13 protein-coding genes are annotated in these 20,310 nt (G+C 50.2%); 12 read left to right on the forward strand and 1 reads right to left on the reverse strand.

Annotated elements, in window-relative coordinates:
• Positions 1-25: 25 nt before the first annotated feature.
• The gene (locus WC959_02770; GenBank protein ID MFA5688062.1) at positions 26-1,888 is read right to left on the reverse strand and encodes a sodium/solute symporter; all 1,863 of its coding nucleotides are present in this window, start codon (positions 1,886-1,888) and stop codon (positions 26-28) included.
• Between the two features lie 351 nt (positions 1,889-2,239).
• Here WC959_02770 and WC959_02775 point away from each other — a divergent pair, with 351 nt between their 5' ends.
• The 12 genes from WC959_02775 (at position 2,240) to WC959_02830 (ending at position 20,262) form a co-directional block, all read left to right on the forward strand.
• Complete coding sequence (locus WC959_02775; GenBank protein ID MFA5688063.1) at positions 2,240-4,783, forward strand: PQQ-binding-like beta-propeller repeat protein; 2,544 nt, start codon at positions 2,240-2,242, stop codon at positions 4,781-4,783.
• 160 nt (positions 4,784-4,943) lie between these two features.
• Positions 4,944-6,467 (forward strand): sulfatase-like hydrolase/transferase, encoded by a 1,524-nt coding sequence (locus WC959_02780; protein MFA5688064.1) that lies wholly within the window; start codon positions 4,944-4,946, stop codon positions 6,465-6,467.
• An 8-nt stretch (positions 6,468-6,475) separates the two neighbouring features.
• Positions 6,476-8,083, forward strand: coding sequence for a solute:sodium symporter family transporter (locus tag WC959_02785; GenBank protein MFA5688065.1), 1,608 nt, complete (start codon positions 6,476-6,478; stop codon positions 8,081-8,083).
• A gap of 13 nt (positions 8,084-8,096) precedes the next feature.
• Positions 8,097-9,263, forward strand: a complete 1,167-nt coding sequence (locus WC959_02790; protein ID MFA5688066.1) for a glycoside hydrolase family 43 protein — start codon at positions 8,097-8,099, stop codon at positions 9,261-9,263.
• Positions 9,264-9,272: 9 nt separating this feature from the next.
• Positions 9,273-11,612, forward strand: a complete 2,340-nt coding sequence (locus WC959_02795) for a right-handed parallel beta-helix repeat-containing protein (GenBank protein ID MFA5688067.1) — start codon at positions 9,273-9,275, stop codon at positions 11,610-11,612.
• Positions 11,609-13,429, forward strand: coding sequence for a right-handed parallel beta-helix repeat-containing protein (locus tag WC959_02800; GenBank protein ID MFA5688068.1), 1,821 nt, complete (start codon positions 11,609-11,611; stop codon positions 13,427-13,429). Before WC959_02795 ends, WC959_02800 begins: the two co-directional genes overlap by 4 nt.
• A 29-nt stretch (positions 13,430-13,458) precedes the next feature.
• A complete protein-coding gene (locus tag WC959_02805) occupies positions 13,459-14,091 on the forward strand; it encodes a hypothetical protein (GenBank protein MFA5688069.1) in 633 nt (210 codons plus the stop codon).
• Positions 14,092-14,210: 119 nt separating this feature from the next.
• Complete coding sequence (locus tag WC959_02810; GenBank protein ID MFA5688070.1) at positions 14,211-14,909, forward strand: hypothetical protein; 699 nt, start codon at positions 14,211-14,213, stop codon at positions 14,907-14,909.
• 72 nt (positions 14,910-14,981) lie between these two features.
• Positions 14,982-15,875: a metallophosphoesterase gene (locus WC959_02815; GenBank protein ID MFA5688071.1), complete on the forward strand. Its 894-nt coding sequence runs from the start codon at positions 14,982-14,984 to the stop codon at positions 15,873-15,875.
• Positions 15,876-15,909: 34 nt separating this feature from the next.
• Positions 15,910-16,539, forward strand: coding sequence for a hypothetical protein (locus WC959_02820; GenBank protein ID MFA5688072.1), 630 nt, complete (start codon positions 15,910-15,912; stop codon positions 16,537-16,539).
• 105 nt (positions 16,540-16,644) lie between these two features.
• Positions 16,645-17,358 (forward strand): hypothetical protein, encoded by a 714-nt coding sequence (locus WC959_02825; GenBank protein ID MFA5688073.1) that lies wholly within the window; start codon positions 16,645-16,647, stop codon positions 17,356-17,358.
• A 69-nt stretch (positions 17,359-17,427) separates the two neighbouring features.
• Entirely contained in the window at positions 17,428-20,262 is a 2,835-nt protein-coding gene (locus tag WC959_02830) for an FAD-dependent oxidoreductase (GenBank protein MFA5688074.1), read from the forward strand.
• Positions 20,263-20,310: the final 48 nt, after the last annotated feature.

Below are 20,310 nucleotides of genomic sequence, written 5' to 3' on the forward strand. Positions count from 1 at the left end.
TCCACGCGGTGCGACAAACGTTAGATCACCAAAAATAAACATACAGCGCGAGCGTTGCAACAACGACAATAATGCCGACGATGAGCGCATCTTTGGACGGCGTAAGATCGACGGTTTTCTCTGCTTGAATTTTTCCGGGATGCACCGCCGGTTTAATCAGTGTAATGATTGCCATAACGATAAAAACAATACCCAGACAGATCGCCATCCGGTTCAGGAAAGCGAGTTGCGGCACATACATTTTCAGTAATTGATATGCAACCGGATTAACAATCAGTCCGGCAACACCGGCCATCGCCGGCGCTTTTTTAACGATCAGTCCGAAAATAAATACGCCGAGAATTCCGGGCGAAATATAGCCTTGAAATTCCTGAATAAAATTAAAGACACCGCCGAATTTCGGATTCGCCAGCTGCGGCGCCACTGCGCAGCCGATGACGGTGAACAGAACAACGCAAATGCGCCCGACGAACACCTGGCTTTTTTCGGTAGAGTGTTTCGCAAAAAAACGACGGTAAAAATCAATTGTAAAAACCGTTGATGCAGAATTGAGCATAGAAGCTAGTGAGGAAACGACAGCACCGAGAATGGCGGCGAGCATGAATCCGCGCAGTCCGGTGGGAATCAGCTTTTTAATGAGCAGTGCAAATGCCGAATCATAATGATATCCGATCAGCGTTTTGTGAACAGTAACGCCGGCGGGCAGTTTACTGAGCACAAACGCATTTTTTTCCATCGGCGTTTCACCTGCCGGAACGGCATTCGCCACGGTGGCATTATAAGCGATAATTTCTGCAGCGGTTTCCGGCTGAACAGCAGCAAAATCGGCATTAAACGCAAAGGCTTCTTTGCCGGTGGATGCATCTGCGGCGGCAAACGCTTCAAGAACAGAACGGTTGTTGGCGGTGTACGCCAGCTCCGTCATATCCGGCTTAAACAGGTTGAAGGCGATAATGCCGGGAATAACGATGATGAACGGCACAATCAGTTTTAACGCGGCGGCAAATACAACACCTTTCTGTCCTTCGACGAGCGACGATGCGCCGAGCGTACGCTGCATAATATACTGATTGAGTCCCCAGTAATAAAAATTCGGCAGCCAGAGGCCGATGACTAGCGCCGTCCACGGAATCGCGGGATTACTCGCCGGCAGAATCATATGCAGTTTATCGGCATTGAGTTCTTTGAACTTTGTAAGCACGCCGGCATCGCCGAGATTTTGTACCTGTTCCGCCGTGGCGCCAATCGTGGCGAGGTCGGCATGTCCCAGTTCTTTCATTGCCCAGACCACCACAATGGCGCCGCCAAGAATCAGTGCCGAACCCTGAATTAAATCCGCCCATACACTGGCTTTCAATCCGCCGGCGGTGACATACACGGCGGCAATGGCGCCGATAATGATGGACGCCATGGCAATATCTATTGTTGGAAACAGCGTGTTGATGACCACTGCGCCGGAATAAACCACCGCCGCAATCGTTATGCCGACATAGGTGAACATCGTTAACGCCGCCATAAAGATGCGCGTCGCGGCGTTATACCGGTATTCAAGAAATTCCGGGATGGTATAAATCCCGGCGCGCAGGAAGTGCGGCAGAAAAACAAAACCGACAACGACCAGCGTGATCGCCGCCATCCATTCATAACTGGCAATCGCAATGCCCAGCGAACTCGCGGCGCTGCCGGACATGCCGACAAACTGCTCAGTGGAAATATTCGCCGCAATCAGCGAAAACCCGATCAGCCACCATTTTAATCCGCGCCCGGCGAGAAAATAATCTTCGCTGTTTTCGCCGCCTTTCGATTTGATCAGTCCGATGGAAATGACGGCGATAATGAACGCCACAAATACAACAATATCCACGATGCCCAGTGTGAATCCCTGCATTTTATACTCCCTGCTTGCTGCCGCATTAATTTTATTTAGACCGATTGTATGAAAAAAATATTGCGTAATCGATATCAATTAAATACTTTTCATATGCAAAATCAATTTTAAATACGAAAAAATAAATAATGTAAAAATATAATATTTTGATTCTAGTGATTAATTAAACGGTACTAAAGCTATGCTGAGCTGTCGTGATAGTTTTGGTATGAAACTGCCGAATGTTAAAACGGTTATATAAATCTGCGCAAATCATTTGCACCGCAGCGCAAATGCCGTTTTTTTGAAACGAATATCACTGGCGGCATTAAAAGTAATTTAATTGAAAGAAGGCAAATGAAAGGCTTAAGGATGAAGTCAACCCGTAGAAATTGCTTAAAGGCGGGCATTACCGCCGCCGGCATGCTGTCAGCCGGTCGAGTCTTTGGGCAGTCGGCCGGCGCTGTAACAGTTACCGGTACCGTATGCGATACCAACAACCGGCCGCTTCCCAATGTTATGGTTTCTGACTCAGTCAGTGTTGTTTTAACGGATGCTGCAGGAAAATATCAGCTGACGGTTAGTCGTGATAGAACGCGATTCGTGTATGTTATTCTGCCTCGCGGATATCGCGGCACTGAAAAATATTCCACTGTCTTTCCCTGTGAGCCGATTCCGAGAACCGGGACAGCGGCAGTTTTGAATTTTGAATTATGTCCATGGGCTGCGTCGAACAAAGCGGAATTTACCGTTGCGCATTTTACTGACATTCACCTGTTAAACAGCACTGTGACGGCATTCAAACAATTACTAACAGATATTGCAGATGCGCCAATACGACCGGACTTCGTACTCGATACCGGCGACTGTTTTAATGATAATCCCTGGGTAATAGGTTCGGTTTATGCAGATGCGTTGAAACAACTCGGAGACGTTCCATACTTCAGCACGATCGGCAATCATGATATTACCGGCGCCCGTGATGCCGGCACACCGGCGCCGGGATATGATGATTATCTTCAAGGAGGATACGAATATCATCTTGGTCCGGCGCAATATGCATTTCATTTCAGCGATTTTCTGTTTATCATTACACCGTTTCTCGACCAGAGCGGAGGCCGGTACACTACAGCGTATGTCAAAACATGGTTTGATAATCTCCTGCCGCTCATAAGCAAGGGGACAAAATTAATTCTATGCACACATTCGCCGGTGCGCCCGGCACTCGTTGACGATGCACAGCAGTACGGACATACCGTCGAAGCGTCATTTACAGGGCATTATCATTCGCGGCAGATGTATTACATCGACGACATGGTTAATATTAATTCTCCGCGCGCCTTGAACAGCGGCGATGACGGTTCCCCGAATGCGCTCGCGTGGATTACTGCATGCGGGGGAAAAATTACAGATGTTGAATACAGGCTCAGCACAGTAAAAAAATCCGTTGGGATCGTTTTGCCGGAAAACGATGCGCAGTATCGTCCCGGTGCATTGGATTTTTCGGTTGCAGTTTATGATGCTTTTGATCCGCCGGTTCAGGTGCGCGGACGGATTGATTCCGGGGCATGGTTCTCTTTAACGCATCAAGACGGCTGGATGTGGAATGCAAAAAGCAGTGTGTCAGCAGACGGACAGCATACGGCTGAAATTGAGGTAGAATGGACTTCCGGTGTACCGGCCACGAGGAGTAAACGTTCGTTCAGAGTTTCCAGTAAAGCTCTTGAAATTCCGCTGGTGCAATCCGCTGGTGATTGGCCGCAGTTTCAGCGTAATGCACAACATTCTGGTGCGGGTGATCTTATTGCGGCAGACGGCTTTCGTCTGGCTTGGAGCACGCCGTTAAACCGGTGTGTAAATGTTGCATCACCAGTGGTTGAAAATGGCATGCTGTTTATGGCAGTGGATGCAGATGGGCGTGCTGGTGAATCTGGCGTGATCGCGTTGGATGCAACCACCGGCAGAATTTTATGGCATTATAAAACCCGGTCTGCCGTGAAATGCAGCGCCGCTGTAAAAGACGGGATGGTTTATATTTCAACAATGCAGGGAATGGTGATTGCAATAAATGCGCTCACCGGCGGGAAAATCTGGGAATACGATTTCGAATTGAATAGAACGAGCCGCGCGGCGTGGAATTATGCGGCGCCGGTTGTTTCCGATGATATCGTGTATACCGGTCCCGGCGATAAATTTACAGCATTGAATAGATTTACCGGCGTAGAAATCTGGGAAACGTTTACGAATGCCGGGAGCAAACCCAAAGGGTGCTACATGCATCCAGCGATTGGTTCTGATCTGGTCTATTTATCCATCCCATATCAGTATGGACTTATCGCTCTGGACCGAGTTTCCGGTGAAAAAATCTGGGAAAACAAAAAGAATCATGCGTCCAGTGCGCCGGTAGTTGACGGGACAGCACTATATTATCCGCACGAACGAAGTCTTGCCTGCTTAGATGCAGCGACGGGAGACGTCCGATGGTTAAAACCGCTCAGTGCATCCGGCGCGTCATGGGGGCTTTCTTCCCCGGCAGTGTCTGACAAGAAATTGTTTATCGGCACGCCGGATGGAAAAATTTTATGTCTCGATAAAAATACAGGTGAAGCACAGTGGACTTTTTCCGGCGCCGGCACCGCACCGATTTTCCTTGGCGGGCGCGGGAGGGCGCCGGCAATCGCCGGTTCGCCGGTTATCGCCGGTGAGACGCTCTATTTTGGTGCGCCGTCCGGGCGTTTTATAGCGCTCGACTTCAATACCGGCACAGAACAGTGGAGCTATGACTTGCGAACTCCAATCGGCTCTTCAGCAGCAGTTTCTGGAAATGCAATTTTTATCACCGGAATCGACGGAACCGTTAATGCATTTGCTGCGCCGGTACCGTCAGGATTAAAATTTTTGTTGCGCGGCAGTTAATCTCGGCGCTAGTGAAGGCAAAAGTCCCCGGCATTCGCGACACAAAAAAAGCAACGATATAATCTGATAGAATATTTTCTGAAAAAGAAGTTGCGTAATTGAGCACAGGCTACTATCTTTTATATACGAAATTGATTTTAAATACGAAAATTTATAAAATATGAAAAAACGACACATTGTAATTATTATGACCGACACGCAGCGCAAGGACATGGTGAGCTGCTACGGCAATCCCGATATGAAAACACCGCAACTTGACCGGCTGGCCGCCGGCGGTGTGCGATTTGAAAAGGCCTATACCTGTCAGCCGGTCTGCGGACCGGCGCGCGCCGCGCTCTTTACCGGCACATGGCCGCACATTAATAATGCCTGGTCGAACTGCATGGCGCTGGATGCGAATACGCGCACCGTGGGACAGCGGGCGCAGGCGCTCGGGTTGCACACAGCGTATATGGGCAAATGGCATCTGGACGGCGGCGACTATTTCGGCTGCGGCATCTGTCCGGACGGCTGGGATCCGGCGTACTGGTATGATATGCAAAATTATCTCGACGAACTCACGCCGGAAGAGCGGAAACGTTCGCGGCAGGAAAAAACAAATTATGCCGCCGCCGGTGTTACGGATGAGTTTACATTCGGACACCGTGTTGCAAACCGCGCGGTGGATTTTCTCGAAAATCACGGTGATGAAGATTTTCTGCTCGTCGTTTCGTTCGATGAACCGCACGGCCCGTTTTTAACGCCGAAACGCTTTCTCGATATGCACCGCGATACAACGCTGCCGTGGATGGAAAACATGGCCGATCCGCTGATGAACAAACCGGAACATCAGCGTGTTTGGGCCGGTGATAATCTGAAGCAGACAGACCGCCGGAATCTTGATCTGCACTGGCAGAGTTTTTTTGCCTGCAATTCATTTGTTGATTATGAAATCGGGCGAGTAATTGATGCGATTGATGAATATGCGCCGGATGCATTAATCATGTACACTGCCGATCACGGTGACATGCTGCAGAGTCACCGGCTGATGAATAAAGGTCCAGTGATGTATGATGAAATCACCAACATCCCGTTCATTGTGCGCTGGCCCGGCGTAATTCCGGAAAATTCGGTGAGCAATAATTTGATGTCGCACATCGACGTTGTTTCAACGGCGCTGGATGCCGCCGGATGTAAAGCACCGTCCAAAGTGCTGCAGGGCAAAAGCATGGTGCCGATGTTCCTGAATCTGGATGAACAAACGAATGAAGAAATTTTTATCGAATTCGGCCGCTACGAAATCGACCACGACGGCTTTGGCGGATTTCAGCCGGAGCGCTGCATTCGCGGTGATCGTTATAAATTAACAATCAATCTGCTTTCATCCGATGAACTGTATGATATGCAAAACGATCCCGGTGAAATGAACAATCTGATTCTGTCGCCGGAACACGAAACCGTCCGCAACGGACTGCACGATAAACTCATCGAATGGATGAATGTTACACGTGACCCGTTCCGCGGCTATTACTGGCTGCGCCGTCCGTGGCGCGCCGATGCACCCGAAGCAACGTGGTCATTTACCGGTTTTACGCGTCAACGCGAATCGGATGACGGTGAACCGTGCCAGCTTGATTATGACACCGGTCTACCGATGGAAAAAGCAGTACGAAACAAAAACGTTCCAGAGTACGCCGATATTTGAGAGGGGAAATGAATTTTATTTCGACCATAACATTTTTTGGATTTATTGCACTGGTTGCGGTGATTTCGTGGTGGAAGGCTCGCGGTACAAATCTCAGCGCGACGACCGGATATTTTCTGGCCGGGCGCAGTCTCGGCTGGTATGTGATCGCCGCTTCATTAATTCTGACAAATATTTCAACGGAACAGCTTATCGGGCTGAACGGCAATGCCTTTTTACACGGTGCGTCGGTGATGGCGTGGGAAACAGTGGCGGCGGTTGCAATGGTTGCCATGGCGTTATTTTTTCTTCCGCGCTATCTAAAAAGCGGAATTACAACCATTCCGCAGTTTCTTGAAATGCGCTTCGGGAAAAACGTGCGCACTATCGTCTCACTGATGTTTCTGGTTGCGCTGACGCTGAGTTTCCTGCCGTTCGTTCTCTATTCCGGTGCGATTGGAATGAATAACCTGTTTAATGTCAGCGGACTGCTTGGCGTCAGTGAACGGGCGTCGCTGTGGATTATGATTATTGCTTTGGGGCTGGCGGGCGTTGCATATACGATTGTCGGCGGGCTAAAAGCAGCGGCGGTTTCAGATGGCGTGAACGGTGTTGGTCTGGTGATCGGCGGATTTTTAATTCCGGTACTCGGTTTGTGGAAACTGGGCGATGGAAGTTTTTATGAAGCGTTCCGCATTATGACTCAAAACCGTCCGGAAATGCTGTCGCCGGTCGGCGGGCCGGAATCCAGCGTGCCGTTCAGTACGCTGTTCACCGGAATGCTGATCATCAACCTGTTTTACTGGTGCACGAACCAGATGATCGTTCAGCGAACGCTTGCGGCGAAAAATCTGGCGGAAGGACAGAAGGGTGTACTATTTGCCGCGTTCCTGAAAATTCTCGGCATCGGTATACTTGTCCTGCCCGGAATTATTGCATGGCATTTACATGCGCAGGGGAAAATCACGGTGTCGCATCAAGACGTGGCATATCCGGTGCTGGTTGCCAATGTGCTGCCTTCGTGGATGACCGGATTTTTCGGAGCGGTCATGTTCGGTGCAATTCTAAGTTCATTTAACGGCGGGCTGAACAGCGTAACCACACTGTTCAGCGTTGACTGTTATAAAAATGTTTTACACAAAAATGCCACGGAGCGTGAAACGGTGGCTGCCGGACGGATTTTCGGCCTGGCGCTGGTTGTGCTTTGCATTCTGATTGCGCCGGAAATTGCAAACGCGCCGGACGGACTTTATACGCTGATGCGCAAGCTGATGGCATTTTTTAATATTCCGATTCTTGCCATCATTCTACTCGGCGTGCTTTCAAAACGCGCGACAGCATTGTCAGTGTACATCGCCGTGCCGATCGGGATTCTGTTCTACGGCTGGTTCGGGTTTTATAAGAACGGAGTATTTTTCAGCAATCCTGTTCATTGGCTGCATGTCGCCGGAATCAATCTTCTGCTGATTTTAATGATCATGTTTTTTATCCGCCTGCTCAAACCGGCAGCGGAAAAGTATGTACAAAAATATACCGGCGAAGTGGATCTGACATTCTGGAAAGGCGCAAAGATTTCCGGCGCGGCGGTGATCCTGCTGGTTGTGTTGCTGTATTGGGGCCTGACGTTAATTGCGTAAAACAGGAGGAGAAATGAAGTTATCAAAAACCGTGTTTCGATGGGTGTTTCCGGTTGTTTTCGGCATCACATTAACAGCATGCGCTAAACAGTATGACCGGTTTTATCCGGGTGCGGAATGGAAGGATACTTCCGGCGTGGCAATTAATGCACACGGCGGCGGGCTGCTTTATCACAACGGTGTTTATTACTGGTACGGCGAACATAAAATTGAAGGGAAAGCGGGAAACAAGGCGATGGTCGGCGTACATTGCTATTCATCAACAGATTTATATAACTGGAAAGATGAAGGGATTGCGCTGCCGGTATCAGAAACGCCAGGCAGTGAGATCGAAAAAAGCTGCATCCTCGAGCGGCCGAAAGTGGTCTTTAATAAAAAAACCGGCAAGTTTGTCATGTGGTTTCATCTGGAATTTAAGGATACCGGCTACAGCACTGCGCGCAGCGGTGTAGCCGTCAGCGACACACCGGTTGGCCCGTTTCAATATCTGAAATCATATCGCCCGAACGCCGGAAAATGGCCGCTGAATCTTTGTGAAACGCGAAAAACCATTCCGACAGAAGCGGAGATTATCCGTATTAATGCGCGCGATAATACGCTGCTTGATATCGTGCAGCAGAACATTCTCGGCCGCGATTTTGAAACCGGGCAGATGGCGCGAGATATGACGGTGTTTGTGGATGACGATGGCGCCGCGTATCACTTTTATTCATCTGAAAATAACAGCACGATGCATGTGTCGAAGCTGACCGACGATTATCTTGCTCCTACCGGAGAATATGTCCGCATTTTTGAACACCGCTGGATGGAAGCGCCGGCGGTTTGCAAACGGAACGGAAAATATTACCTGATTGCCAGCGGCTGCACCGGCTGGGCGCCGAATGCGGCGCGCGGCGCGGTGGCGGAAAATATATTCGGCCCGTGGGTGGAGCTGGAAAATCCAAGCATCGGCGTGAATCTGCAAAACGGGTTCGGCCCGGAAAAAACATTCGGTGCGCAAAGCACATACATTCAGCAGGTGCAGGGAAAGAAAGATGCATACATTGCAATGTTCGATATCTGGAATCCTGAAAATGCGATCGATGGACGTTATGTCTGGCTGCCGATTGAATTTACCGGAGCGATCCAGTTCAGGATTGAATGGCAGAACGAATGGGATCTGTCGGTGTTTGATAAATAAGGGATGATCATGAGAATTCAGAATTTTGTTTTTATTGCACTGACGGTTCTCGCCGGTTCCGGAGCCGGTTTTTCTTATTCAATAGAAAGCGCGTCCGCCGCAAAAATGGCTGTGCCGGAATCCGGGTTTTATGTTCTGCGCGTTAATGCGCCGAAGGCAGCGAAAATTTCCGGCGGAATTGATGGGCTGCAGCTTTTATCGGATGCTGTTTCTGCCGGTGGCTCCACATTACCGCTGGGTTTTATTGTAAAAGATGAAACCGTGTGTGTTGAAGCAGAGCCGGTGCTTGCCGCATCCGCATTTTCACTGGATAAGGCCGCCGCAAAAACGATAAAAAATGAAACAGGCCGGCAGCTCGGTGCAGGCGAAACAGTTTTGCATCAGGTTGCTGAATCCGGTTTTTACGGATTAGTAAACGCCAAAATAAGCGCACCGTCTTCCGGCGCCGCCTTGCCGGAAATTCAGGTGTTCGTCGGAGATCAGGCGCCGGTTTTGCGCCGGCAGATTAACGGTGCAACGGAGTTTGATACAGAGATCGGCTGGCTTGGTTCCGGCGATCGCATCTGCATTGAACTTTCCGGCGCCGGAAATTTTTCAGCGGATTATGATATCGTCTATCTGGAAAGCCCGGATATCCGGACGCAGGTGGATAACGGTTGCAGCGCCGGGAAATCTTCGATCCGGATTCATCCCGGACGTTATTATGCCGGAGGTTATCATCCGGCGGAAATTTATCTGACGAACCGGTCCGATATAGATATTAATGCCCATGGTGTCCGGATGGTTATCCGCAATGTCCAGCGGCGCGTGCTTCAGGTGGAGTCTTCGTCAAATATTACATTAAGAGGCCTGATTTCCGATTATGATCCGCTGCTGTTTTCGCAGGGAACAATTCTGGATGTGGCGGCAAACGGTTCATGGATTGATATGGCGGTTCATACCGGATATCCGGCGCCGAACTGGCCGGATGCCGATCGTTTAATGGTGCATCATTCCGACTCGCTGATGCGGAAAAAATTTTCCAGAGACCTTCGTCTGTCCGGCATTGTGAAGCAGAGCGATTCAACGTACAGGCTGATTACAACAACCCGCCATACAGATCACGGCTGGAGTGCCGGCGATTATGTCAGCACGCCGAATCAGGCAATGGGTTATACTGTCTGGATTAAAGACAGCGCCGGAATTGTTCTGCAGGATGTCACACTGCATTGCGCGCGCGGCTGGAGCATTTGCGAATACATGAGTACCGGCTGTGCCTACGAGCGCGTAAATCTGATTCCGGGGCCGCGGCCGCTGCTGGCGGAAGTTGCCCGCCTGCGGAGCGCGCATTCCGACGGCATTCACAGTAAATTCGGCGATGTCGGCCCGCGTATTGAAAACTGCCGGTTTATCGGCCTCGGCGACGATGCCATTGCGATTCACGGCGGCTTCGGTGTTGTTTTAAAAAAGACCTCCGGCAAAACGCTGGATATTTCTGCACAGGATGAAATTTTTCATCCCGGCGACACGGTTCGTGTTTATAACGACACCACCGGAACATTTGTTGAACGGAAAATTGTTGCAGTTGGAGATTCGGCAGTGCCGCTGCAGGATGTTCAGACACTGCTGGCGGAAAAATATCCGCGCTACTCTTTCCGCGGGCTTTATAAAGTTGTGATGACGGTAACGCTGGACAAGGCGGTTGACGCGGAGCCGGGAGAATTGATGTCGAACCGCAACCGCAACGGATCCGGGTTCGTCGCGCGCAATAATGAAATATGCAATACCCGGGCACGCGGGATCATCATTAAAGCGTCCGATGGTGTGATCGAAGGCAACACGATCAGTCATTGTGCGCTGCCCGGAATTCTGCTGGCGGCGGAGGCGGATAATTTTATGGAAGCGGATATGGTTTCGAATGTGATTGTCAGCAGCAATGTGCTGAATTCCGTCAATGAAGGCTGCCATGCTTCCGACCGGCTGATTCATGCCGGCGCAATTACCGTTTCATTTTCCGGCAAGAACGTGATCGGCCACTTCAATCTTCAAATCAACGATAACGAATTTGTGAATGTCGGCGGAGTGAATATCAACATCAACAACGCCGGCAATGTTTCCATAAACCGTAACCGGTTCATTAATTCGCACGGGTATAAAGACAATGCCGCTGAAAAACTCGGTGTGAATAACGGTTCGTTCATTCATGTTGATAACGCGATGGACGTTACACTGGGCAGCGGCGCGGATGCCAATGTCTATCAGAATCCCGGTCCGTACATCGACAAAGCAAATTTGATCAGTATCGGCGCCAACGCGAAAAACGTTACCGGTAAAATTTTATCAGACAGTGAAGCAAAAAAAATAAAATGACTGCGGGAACTTATATTAAACAGTGGATGCTGCTGACAGTCTGCTTGTTATCGTTTTCTACGGTATCGGCGGAAGTCCGCACCATTGTTATCAATCCGGCGGAAGGCGATATGGTACCGGCTCTCGCGGCGGCATTGAAACAGGCCGGCGGATCGGCGGTGAAACTGGTGTTTTCTCCGGGGCGGTATTATTTCTACCCGGATCACGCCAAAGGCGAATACTGCCGTATCACCAATCATGGCAACGGATACAAACAGATCGCCATTCCGCTGACCGGAATGCAGGATGTTGAGATGGAAGGAAACGGCGCGGAATTTATTTTTCACGGGCAGATCATCCCGTTTCTAATTGAGTCCTGCTCGCGCGTGACTGTGCGCGATCTTTCCATCGACTGGGATATTCCGTTTGTGCTGCAGGCGGCAGTGACGGCCGTAAATGAAAAAGAGGGCTGGTATGACGCTGTTTTAGAAACAGACGGATTTTCCTGGGAGATTTGCGACAGCCGGCTTTCTTTTCCGAAAATCGACGGTTTCAGTTTTCATATTCCGGGATGCAGTATCGCGTTCGATCCGGAAAAACGTCAGCCGCTTTACGGCAGCAGTCTCTACGACTTTCAAAGCCGGCCTTACCGCACCGATAAACAACCGGACGGCACGGTGCGTTTTTATGACCGCCCGCGGGCTTTTCCGCCGGTTGGATCGGTGGTTGTTTCCAAAGGCGGGAAAGGTGAAGAACGCTACGGTCCGGCATTTCATGTGAAATCTTCACAGGATGTCGTGTTTGAAAATGTAACGGTTCACTATGCGCCGGGCATGGGTTTTCTTTGCGAGCGGACCGAAAATGTCCGGCTATCCGGGTGCAGTGTGTTTGTAAAAGAAGGTTCGTCACGTCTTGTTTCCACCGCGGCGGATGCAACGCATTTCTGCAACTGCCGCGGTGAGGTGCTGCTTGAAAACTGCCGGTTTGAAAGCATGCTGGATGACGCCACGAATGTACATGGAACCTATGTGACGGTGGATGCGGTGCTGGACGAATACACGCTGCGCACCAGGCTGATGCATTTTGAGCAGACCGGTTTTGAATTCGCCGCGCCCGGCGATGAAATCTGGATGATTATCCGGCCGCTGATGGATCACGCGGCGGAAAATACAGTGGTTGGCGTAAACGTGCTGAACGATGTATTCACGGAATTAACCTTCAAAGAAAAACTTCCGGCTGGGTTGTCCGCCGGTGATGTGCTGGAAAATAAAACGTGGAATCCGGATTTCACCATGCGCGGCTGTACAGTGCAGAAAAACCGTGCGCGCGGCATTCTGCTGAAAACGCCGGGAAAAATTATTATCGAGGAGAATACTTTGTCCACCATGATGAGCGCGGTGCTGTTTCGCGGCGATCCGTCGTTATGGTACGAATCCGGCGCGGTGAATGATGCACTGATCCGGCGCAACCGGTTTATGGATTGCGTGTATGGCGGCGGCGACCACGCGGTGCTGATGATCAGTCCGCGTCTGGGCCGCGAATTTTCAGCCACAACACTGTATGACCGCGGCATTCATTTCGAGGACAACATGATTGAAACCTTCGATAACCGCATTGTGGTGGCTGAACATGCCGACCGCTTAACGGTTTCCGGCAATCAAATCATCCAAACCAAAACCGAAACGCCGTTTCATCCGGATGCTTACTTGATTGATCTGAAACATTGTGGAAATGCCGTGATTAAGAACAACCGTTATCAGGGCGAACACACCCGGACGGTTTTTACGGATGAACCGTCAAAAACAGGATTGGCGGTTTCCGGTAATGAAGGGTTCTGAAAGGAACCGAAAAATAGAAAGGAGACAATATGAATATCAGAAAAAGAGCCGTAAGGCTGATTGCAGGGTTGGTTTTGATTGCGCTGGGTGCACAGTCTGCAGAATCGATCAGCGTTAATTTTTTCCGGCAGTCACATCCCGGGGACAGAATCGACACGGATTTTAAAAGTGTTGCCCCTGCTGCAACGTGGGAAAATGTGGCGTATGTGCGGGACGAAAAGATATCTGTTTCCAATATCGGACGCACGGGATTGAGCATCAACTCAACGCCGATTGCCGGAGCAATTAATGAAGCACCCTGGAAGCGCTGGCCGAACAGTTCCGGACCGGGAGTCGGAAAAGATGTTCCGTCCGCAACACTGACGCTGAGCAAAATTCCGTATGCCAAATATTACATCGTTGTTTATTTGAGCGGGTGGGGTAAGTCGAAAGGATCCATCAGTGACGGGACAACGACCTATTATTATGATTTCGAAAAAATCCAAAAGCCCTCACTGGTGCTGTCCACGGATACCAGTTCGAGAGGCGGCCTTGACGGCGGTTCGTATGTTGTATTCGGCAGTGCTGAAAACCCGCTAATATCAAATTCATTAGCGCTCACATTAACGCGTATTAAAGACGCCAGCGGAGTCGGCGGATTTCAGATTGTAAAAGTGGATTGATTAAAAATTTTGCGGATAAAACAAATGATAAAAAAAGAAAGGATGATTTATCCGCATGAATAAACAGCCCTGAAAGGGAGTAGGGGTTGCGAATAGATACAAACAGAAAGGAGTATACCATGAGGAGCAAAGCAAAAATCATAGCGCTTATTATAACGTTTATTTTAACAGCAGTGAGTGTACAGGCGGATGTCATCAGCGTTAATTTCCGGCGCGAAGGAAAAGATGCTGTAACGGGTGAATTCGGCGTGGTTCCCAGTACGAACTGGGTGAACGTTGTTATAGATACAGTCAACGGCACCTCTGTAGCTAATGTGCTGGGAACGGGTTTGAATGTTACCGAAACAAGCACTACTCCGGGTGTTGTAGCGGTAGGAGATGAAGCTGCCTGGGTAGGATGGGCAAATCGGGCTGGAGTTGGACGTAACGGTGCCGCGCTTGTGTCGTTTGAGCTGACGAACATTCCGTATGACAACTATTATGTGATTGTTTATTTTTCCGGATGGAATGCGGGGGTAGGTGCAGTTGATGACGGAACAACGACCTATTATTATAAGTTTGACGGCCTTGCAAAACCTTCATTGGTGCAGGCCACCAGCACAGACAGCGCCAGTCCGAGTGTCGCTTCGTATGCCGTGTTCGGCAGCGCTGCAAATCCGTTGACGGCGGATTCAATGACTCTGACGCTGACCCGTATTGCTTCGATGTCGGGAATCGGCGGGTTTCAAATTGTGCAGGTGCCTGAATCAAAAACGATCGGCTTGTTTTTAATCACGTCTGCCGGATCGTTAATTTTCAGAAAATTAAAATCCATATAAGTAAAAATATATTTTTCAAAACATCCGTAACCATTTTGCCGTTACGGATGTTTTGAAAATTGTGAAACGCCAATGGATAAGATCAGCAGAAACTGTGAAACGCCGGATATGATCACCCGCCGGCATTGTCTGGGCCGCTTAGGGACGGCGGCGGCATGTGCTGCAATGGCGCCGGCGGCATTTTCTCAGGCTGTGACGATTGCCGGGATTAAAAAACTGCTATTCTCTTTCGGACTGTTGACCGATGTTCACGTTGCGGATAAAGATACGAACGGTAAGCGGAATTTTCGCGCGGCATCTGAAAGTCTGAAACGGTGTGTCGATGACCTGAACCGGCAGAATTTGGCATTCACCATTGAACTGGGTGATTTTATCGATGGCGGCAATTCCCGAGCCTCTGCCGATTTAGAGCATGCGTTGAGTATTTACGGTGGACTGACCATGCCGGCATATCATGCTCTCGGAAATCACGGGGTAATTCTTCTGAGAAAATACATGGACAAAGACCCGCGTTTGAACGGGGTTTATTATTATGACTTTACATCACCCGCTGCCGCCGGCTGGCGTTTCATCGTGCTTGACGGAAACGACGCCGGATACGGAATCGTCAGCAATTCTCAGCTTGAATGGCTGGATGAAAAATTGACTCAGGCAAAGGCGGCAAATGAAAAAGTCATCATGTTCTGCCACTATGCATTATTAAAAGAAGCCGCACCACGTTATCTGATGGCGGAACCGGAACCGGTTTTGAATCTGATTAACAACGCCGGTTGTGTGGCCGCATATTTTGCCGGGCACCATCACGGCGGGGGATATACATGTCAGGACGGAATTTACCACGTCACTGTAAAAGGCATGGTCGAACATCCGGAAGAAAATGCCTATGCGGTGGTTGAAGTTTATTCCGACCGGATTAAAGAAATCGGGCACGGACAGGAACCTTCGCGTGAAATGCGTTTTACTTAATTTTGCAGTATTGGGAAGCAGAAAGGAACGTCGTATGAGTATCAGAAGAAAAATCACAGGATTGGTTGCCGGAATAATTTTGATTGCGCTGGGTGCGCAGTCCGCCGAGTCGATCAATGTAAATTTTTTCCGGCAGACACATCTGGGAGACCGGATTGGCACGGATTTTAAAAGTGTTGTGCCGGCGTCTTCATGGGAAAACGTTGCGTATCTGCCAAGAGAAAAAATCTCCGCAAACGCCGGGAAAACAGGATTAAATATCAGTTCAACGCCGATAACCGGGGCGGTTAATGAAGTTCCCTGGAAACGGTGGGCAAACTGCTCCGGCCCGGGCGTTGGAAAAGATGTTCCGACGGCAACGCTGACGCTGAGCAAAATTCCGTATGCCAAATATTATATCGTTGTTTATTTGAGCGGATGGAATAAGGCGAAAGGATCCATCAGCGACGGAACAACGACGTACTATTACGATTTTGAGAAAATTGAAAAACCGGCGCTGGTGCTGTCCACAGATACCAGCACAAGGGGCGGCATTGACGGCGGTTCGTATGTTGTATTCGGCAGTGCTGAAAACCCGTTAACGTCAAATCCGTTAGCGCTCACACTAACACGTATTTCCAGTACAAGCGGAATCGGGGGATTCCAGATTGTTAAAATCAATTGATATAAAAAATTTTGCGGATGAACGAAAAGGATGTTTATTCGCGATAAAACAGCTCTGAAAGGGAGTAGGAGCTGTCAGGAAACAGAGCAGAGAGAGGAGTATACAATGAGGAATAAAGAAAAAATCATAGTATTAGTTGCAGCGCTCATGCTGGCTGCATTGAGCACACCGGCGGATGTCATCAGCGTTAATTTTTTCAGAACCGGTAATATAAACAGGGACGGCGTTGCTGCTGATTTTTCCGGCGTTGTGCCCGGAACGTGGACGAATATCGTGATTGCAACCAACGGTTTTGCGATAACCGATTTGGGTGGAACAGGGCTTGATATTTCTTCTTCGGCGGGAGTTACCGTTGCCGGAAATACGAATTGGGCGAACTGGGTGAATTGTGCAGGATTTGGACACAATACTGCCGGATCACAGGTAACGATGACATTAAGCGATATTCCCTATGATCAATATTATATTATTGTTTATCTGTGCGGGTGGAATGACAGAAGAGGCTCTTTGAGCGACGGTTCGACAACATATTATTATACAATGCCGACAATTGACGGAAGTAATCCGCCTTATTTGAGTCAGGTGACAAATACAGACAGTAATTCGATAGCGTCGGCGGTCGGTACGTATGTACTTTTCGGCAGTACCGAAAATCCGTTAACGGCGGACTCATTAACTATGACCGTATCAGCCATCCAGGCCAATGTTGGTATCGGCGGATTCCAGCTGGTGCAAGTTCCCGAGCCGGCGGCAGTGGGAACATTTGTGCTGGGCGGAGTGCTGGTTCTTTTGTTCCGTCGGCTGAAACAGCAGGGCTGAATTTAATTCAGTGATCATTAATTTCCGGGCGGCAGGCCGTCTGCCGTCCGGAACGTTGCGAGAGAAACCATGCAAAAAATTTTATTCGGTATGTTTTCGGCGGCACTAGGCGTTTTGGTGTCGTTCCAAAGTGGAAAATCGCTGGCCTCTGAACCCTTGGCATATCCGGTGCCGGCGGTGGCGCAGGCGTTGCAGAAAAATTCGCGCGCGGTTGTGGCGGACGTTGTGCCGGGTACAGTCTGGATTGACGCCGAAGATTTTGCAGATTACGGCGGCTGGTATCACGATACGCAGTTTGTGCATTTGATGGGTTCCGGTTATCTGCTTGCCGGCGGCACCGGCAAGCCGGGCGTCCCGGTGGCTGATGCTGTAACGAAAGTTCAAATCAACCGTACCGGAAATTATACGTTATGGGTGCGGTCGAGAAACTGGGATCGGGAACACTCGCCGGGAATGTTCAAGATCAGCATTAACGGTAAAAAAAGCTCCGGTGTGTTTGGCGGTGGAAATTCTGACGCATGGGAATGGCAGAAAGGCGATTTGTTTGCGCTGAAAGAGGACGAAATTGAATTGCGCCTGATTGACCAGACCGGTTATTTCGGACGGTGCGACGCGCTGATTTTAACGCTGGATGAAAATTTTATTCCACCGGAGCAGGACGGCATGACGGCGGCGCGTGCGGTGTATGCCGGATTGGATTTAAAACCGGCGGTGCATGACGGGTTTGATGTGATTGTGGTTGGCGGCGGCCCGGCCGGTGTGAGTGCCGCGATTGCGGCGGCGCGGCATGGTGTGAAAACCGCATTGATTCAAGACCGGCCGATGCTGGGCGGTAACAGCGGCGCCGAGTTCTCCGTTGGCATGAACGGTGCGATTCAAATGCACGGACATATGCGCGACGGCGGAATTATTAATGAAGCGATTCTGCTGCAGGCGGATTCCGGCGCCGCAAATTATGCCGGCGTATATCACGAACTGGCGGACGCTGAACCGCTGTTGACGGTGTTTGTGAATATGCGCGTAGACGGCGTCGTGATGGAATCGGATTCAAAAATCCGCGGCGTAAAAGCGGTGCATTCGCTGGACGGGACGCGTGCGGAATTTTACGGTGGAACATTCATTGACTGCACCGGCGATGGCTGGCTGGGTTATTATGCCGGCGCAACATTCCGGCTGGGGCGTGAAGCCGGAGATGAATTTAATGAAGCGCCGGCGCCGGTGGAATCCGACGACATTACGATGAGCGGCAGCCTGAATGCGGGTTCGCCGTTTATGGTGAATACCGGCGTTCCGGTTGAATTAAAACGGGAGCCGTGGGCGGCTGTATTGCCGGACGGTTTTGCCCGTTCGATCAGCGGCCCTGCCGCGCGTCCCTGGTGGCTTGAATATCCGGGAACGGTTGACGATCTCTGGCAGGGAGAGTATGCCCGCGATTATCTTTTCCGGATTGCTTACGGCTATGCGGATTTTCTTAAAAACCGGTGGAGTAAAAAAGACACCGCGAAAAATTTTGATGTGAATTATGTCGGCCCGTTTTTAGGGCGGCGCGAATCCCGGCGGCTGGAAGGCGATTATATTCTAACGCTGAACGATGTGATGGGCGCGCACTGGTTTGAAGATTCCATTGCGCACTACGGCTGGAATCTGGATGTGCATCATCCGCTCGGTATTTTTTCGGTGAACAATCCGTATGAATGCAACTACAGAGTTCCGATGGGCGGCGGGATTCCGTTCCGCTGTCTCTATTCAAAAAATATCAGCAATCTGCTGATGGGCGGGCGGTGCATCAGCGTGACGCATTATGCACTCGGCACGGTGCGGATTATGATGACGTGTGCGTCTACCGGTCAGGCCGCCGGCACGGCGGCGGCGATGTGCGCCGCGCGCGGAATCACTCCGCGGGATGTCGGGCGCGATCATATTCGCGAATTGCAACAGCGGTTGCTGCGTGATGATCAATATATTCCGGCGCTCAAGAATGAAGATCCGGCGGATCTGGCGCGCAAAGCGGTCTGCTCGGCATCGAGCGTGCAGGATGTGTGGAAAGTTACAGAGGAATATTTTTACCGCCCCGGAACAATTCAGGGCAGTGAAACAGTTGCGCTGAACGCCGGAACAGTGATGTGTCCGGTTGGGCGCCAGCAGAAAATCGGATCGCTGAATTTCTGGATCAGGAATACCGGCGGCACGGATTGCGAGGCCTATCTTAATATTGACACAACCGCAACGTTCCGTGATTTCGACAGCCGGACGAACATTGCAAAAATTCCGGTGTCGATTCCCGCCGGATTTTCCGGTGTGCTGCCGGTGGATGTGAATCTGCCGGTGAAGGGCGATTTCCTGATGCTGAGTTTTCTGGAAAAATCCGGCGGTATCAGCAAGGTGCTTTGGCAGCGAAGCATTTCCAATCCACCGCGCATGTGTGCGCTGCATAAATATTCCGACGTATGGTGCGTTGATGATAAATTTATTCCGGCATTTTACGCCGAACCGGCGCTTGAATGGGAGTATGATTTCGGCGCGGCGAATGTAATTAACGGCATCACGCGCTGCCTGAACAGCGGCACGGTGAATATGTGGTCGTCCGATCCGGCGCAGCCGCTGCCGCAGTGGATTGAATTAAAATGGGATGAACCGCAGACCATCAAAGAAGTGCAGTTGATTTTTGATACGAACCTTGACCGCTACAGATATAACGGTGGCGAAATTCCTGAACGTGTCCGCAGTTATGATGTGCAGGCGGAAATTTCCGGCGAATGGAAAACCGTTGTTGCGATGGATGATAATATTCAGCGCCGGCGCGTGCATCAGTTTGAACCGGTTTCAACACAGCGGCTGCGGGTGATGGTGAAAGAAACCGGCGGTGACCGGTCCGCGCGTATTTTTGAAATCCGGGCATATTAGAATAATTTCTATTTTGTTGTCCACGGGTAGGGACGGCGCGCCATCGCC

The sequence above is a fragment of the Kiritimatiellales bacterium genome, from assembly GCA_041656295.1.
In the GTDB taxonomy this organism is placed as follows: Bacteria; Verrucomicrobiota; Kiritimatiellia; order Kiritimatiellales; family Tichowtungiaceae; genus Tichowtungia.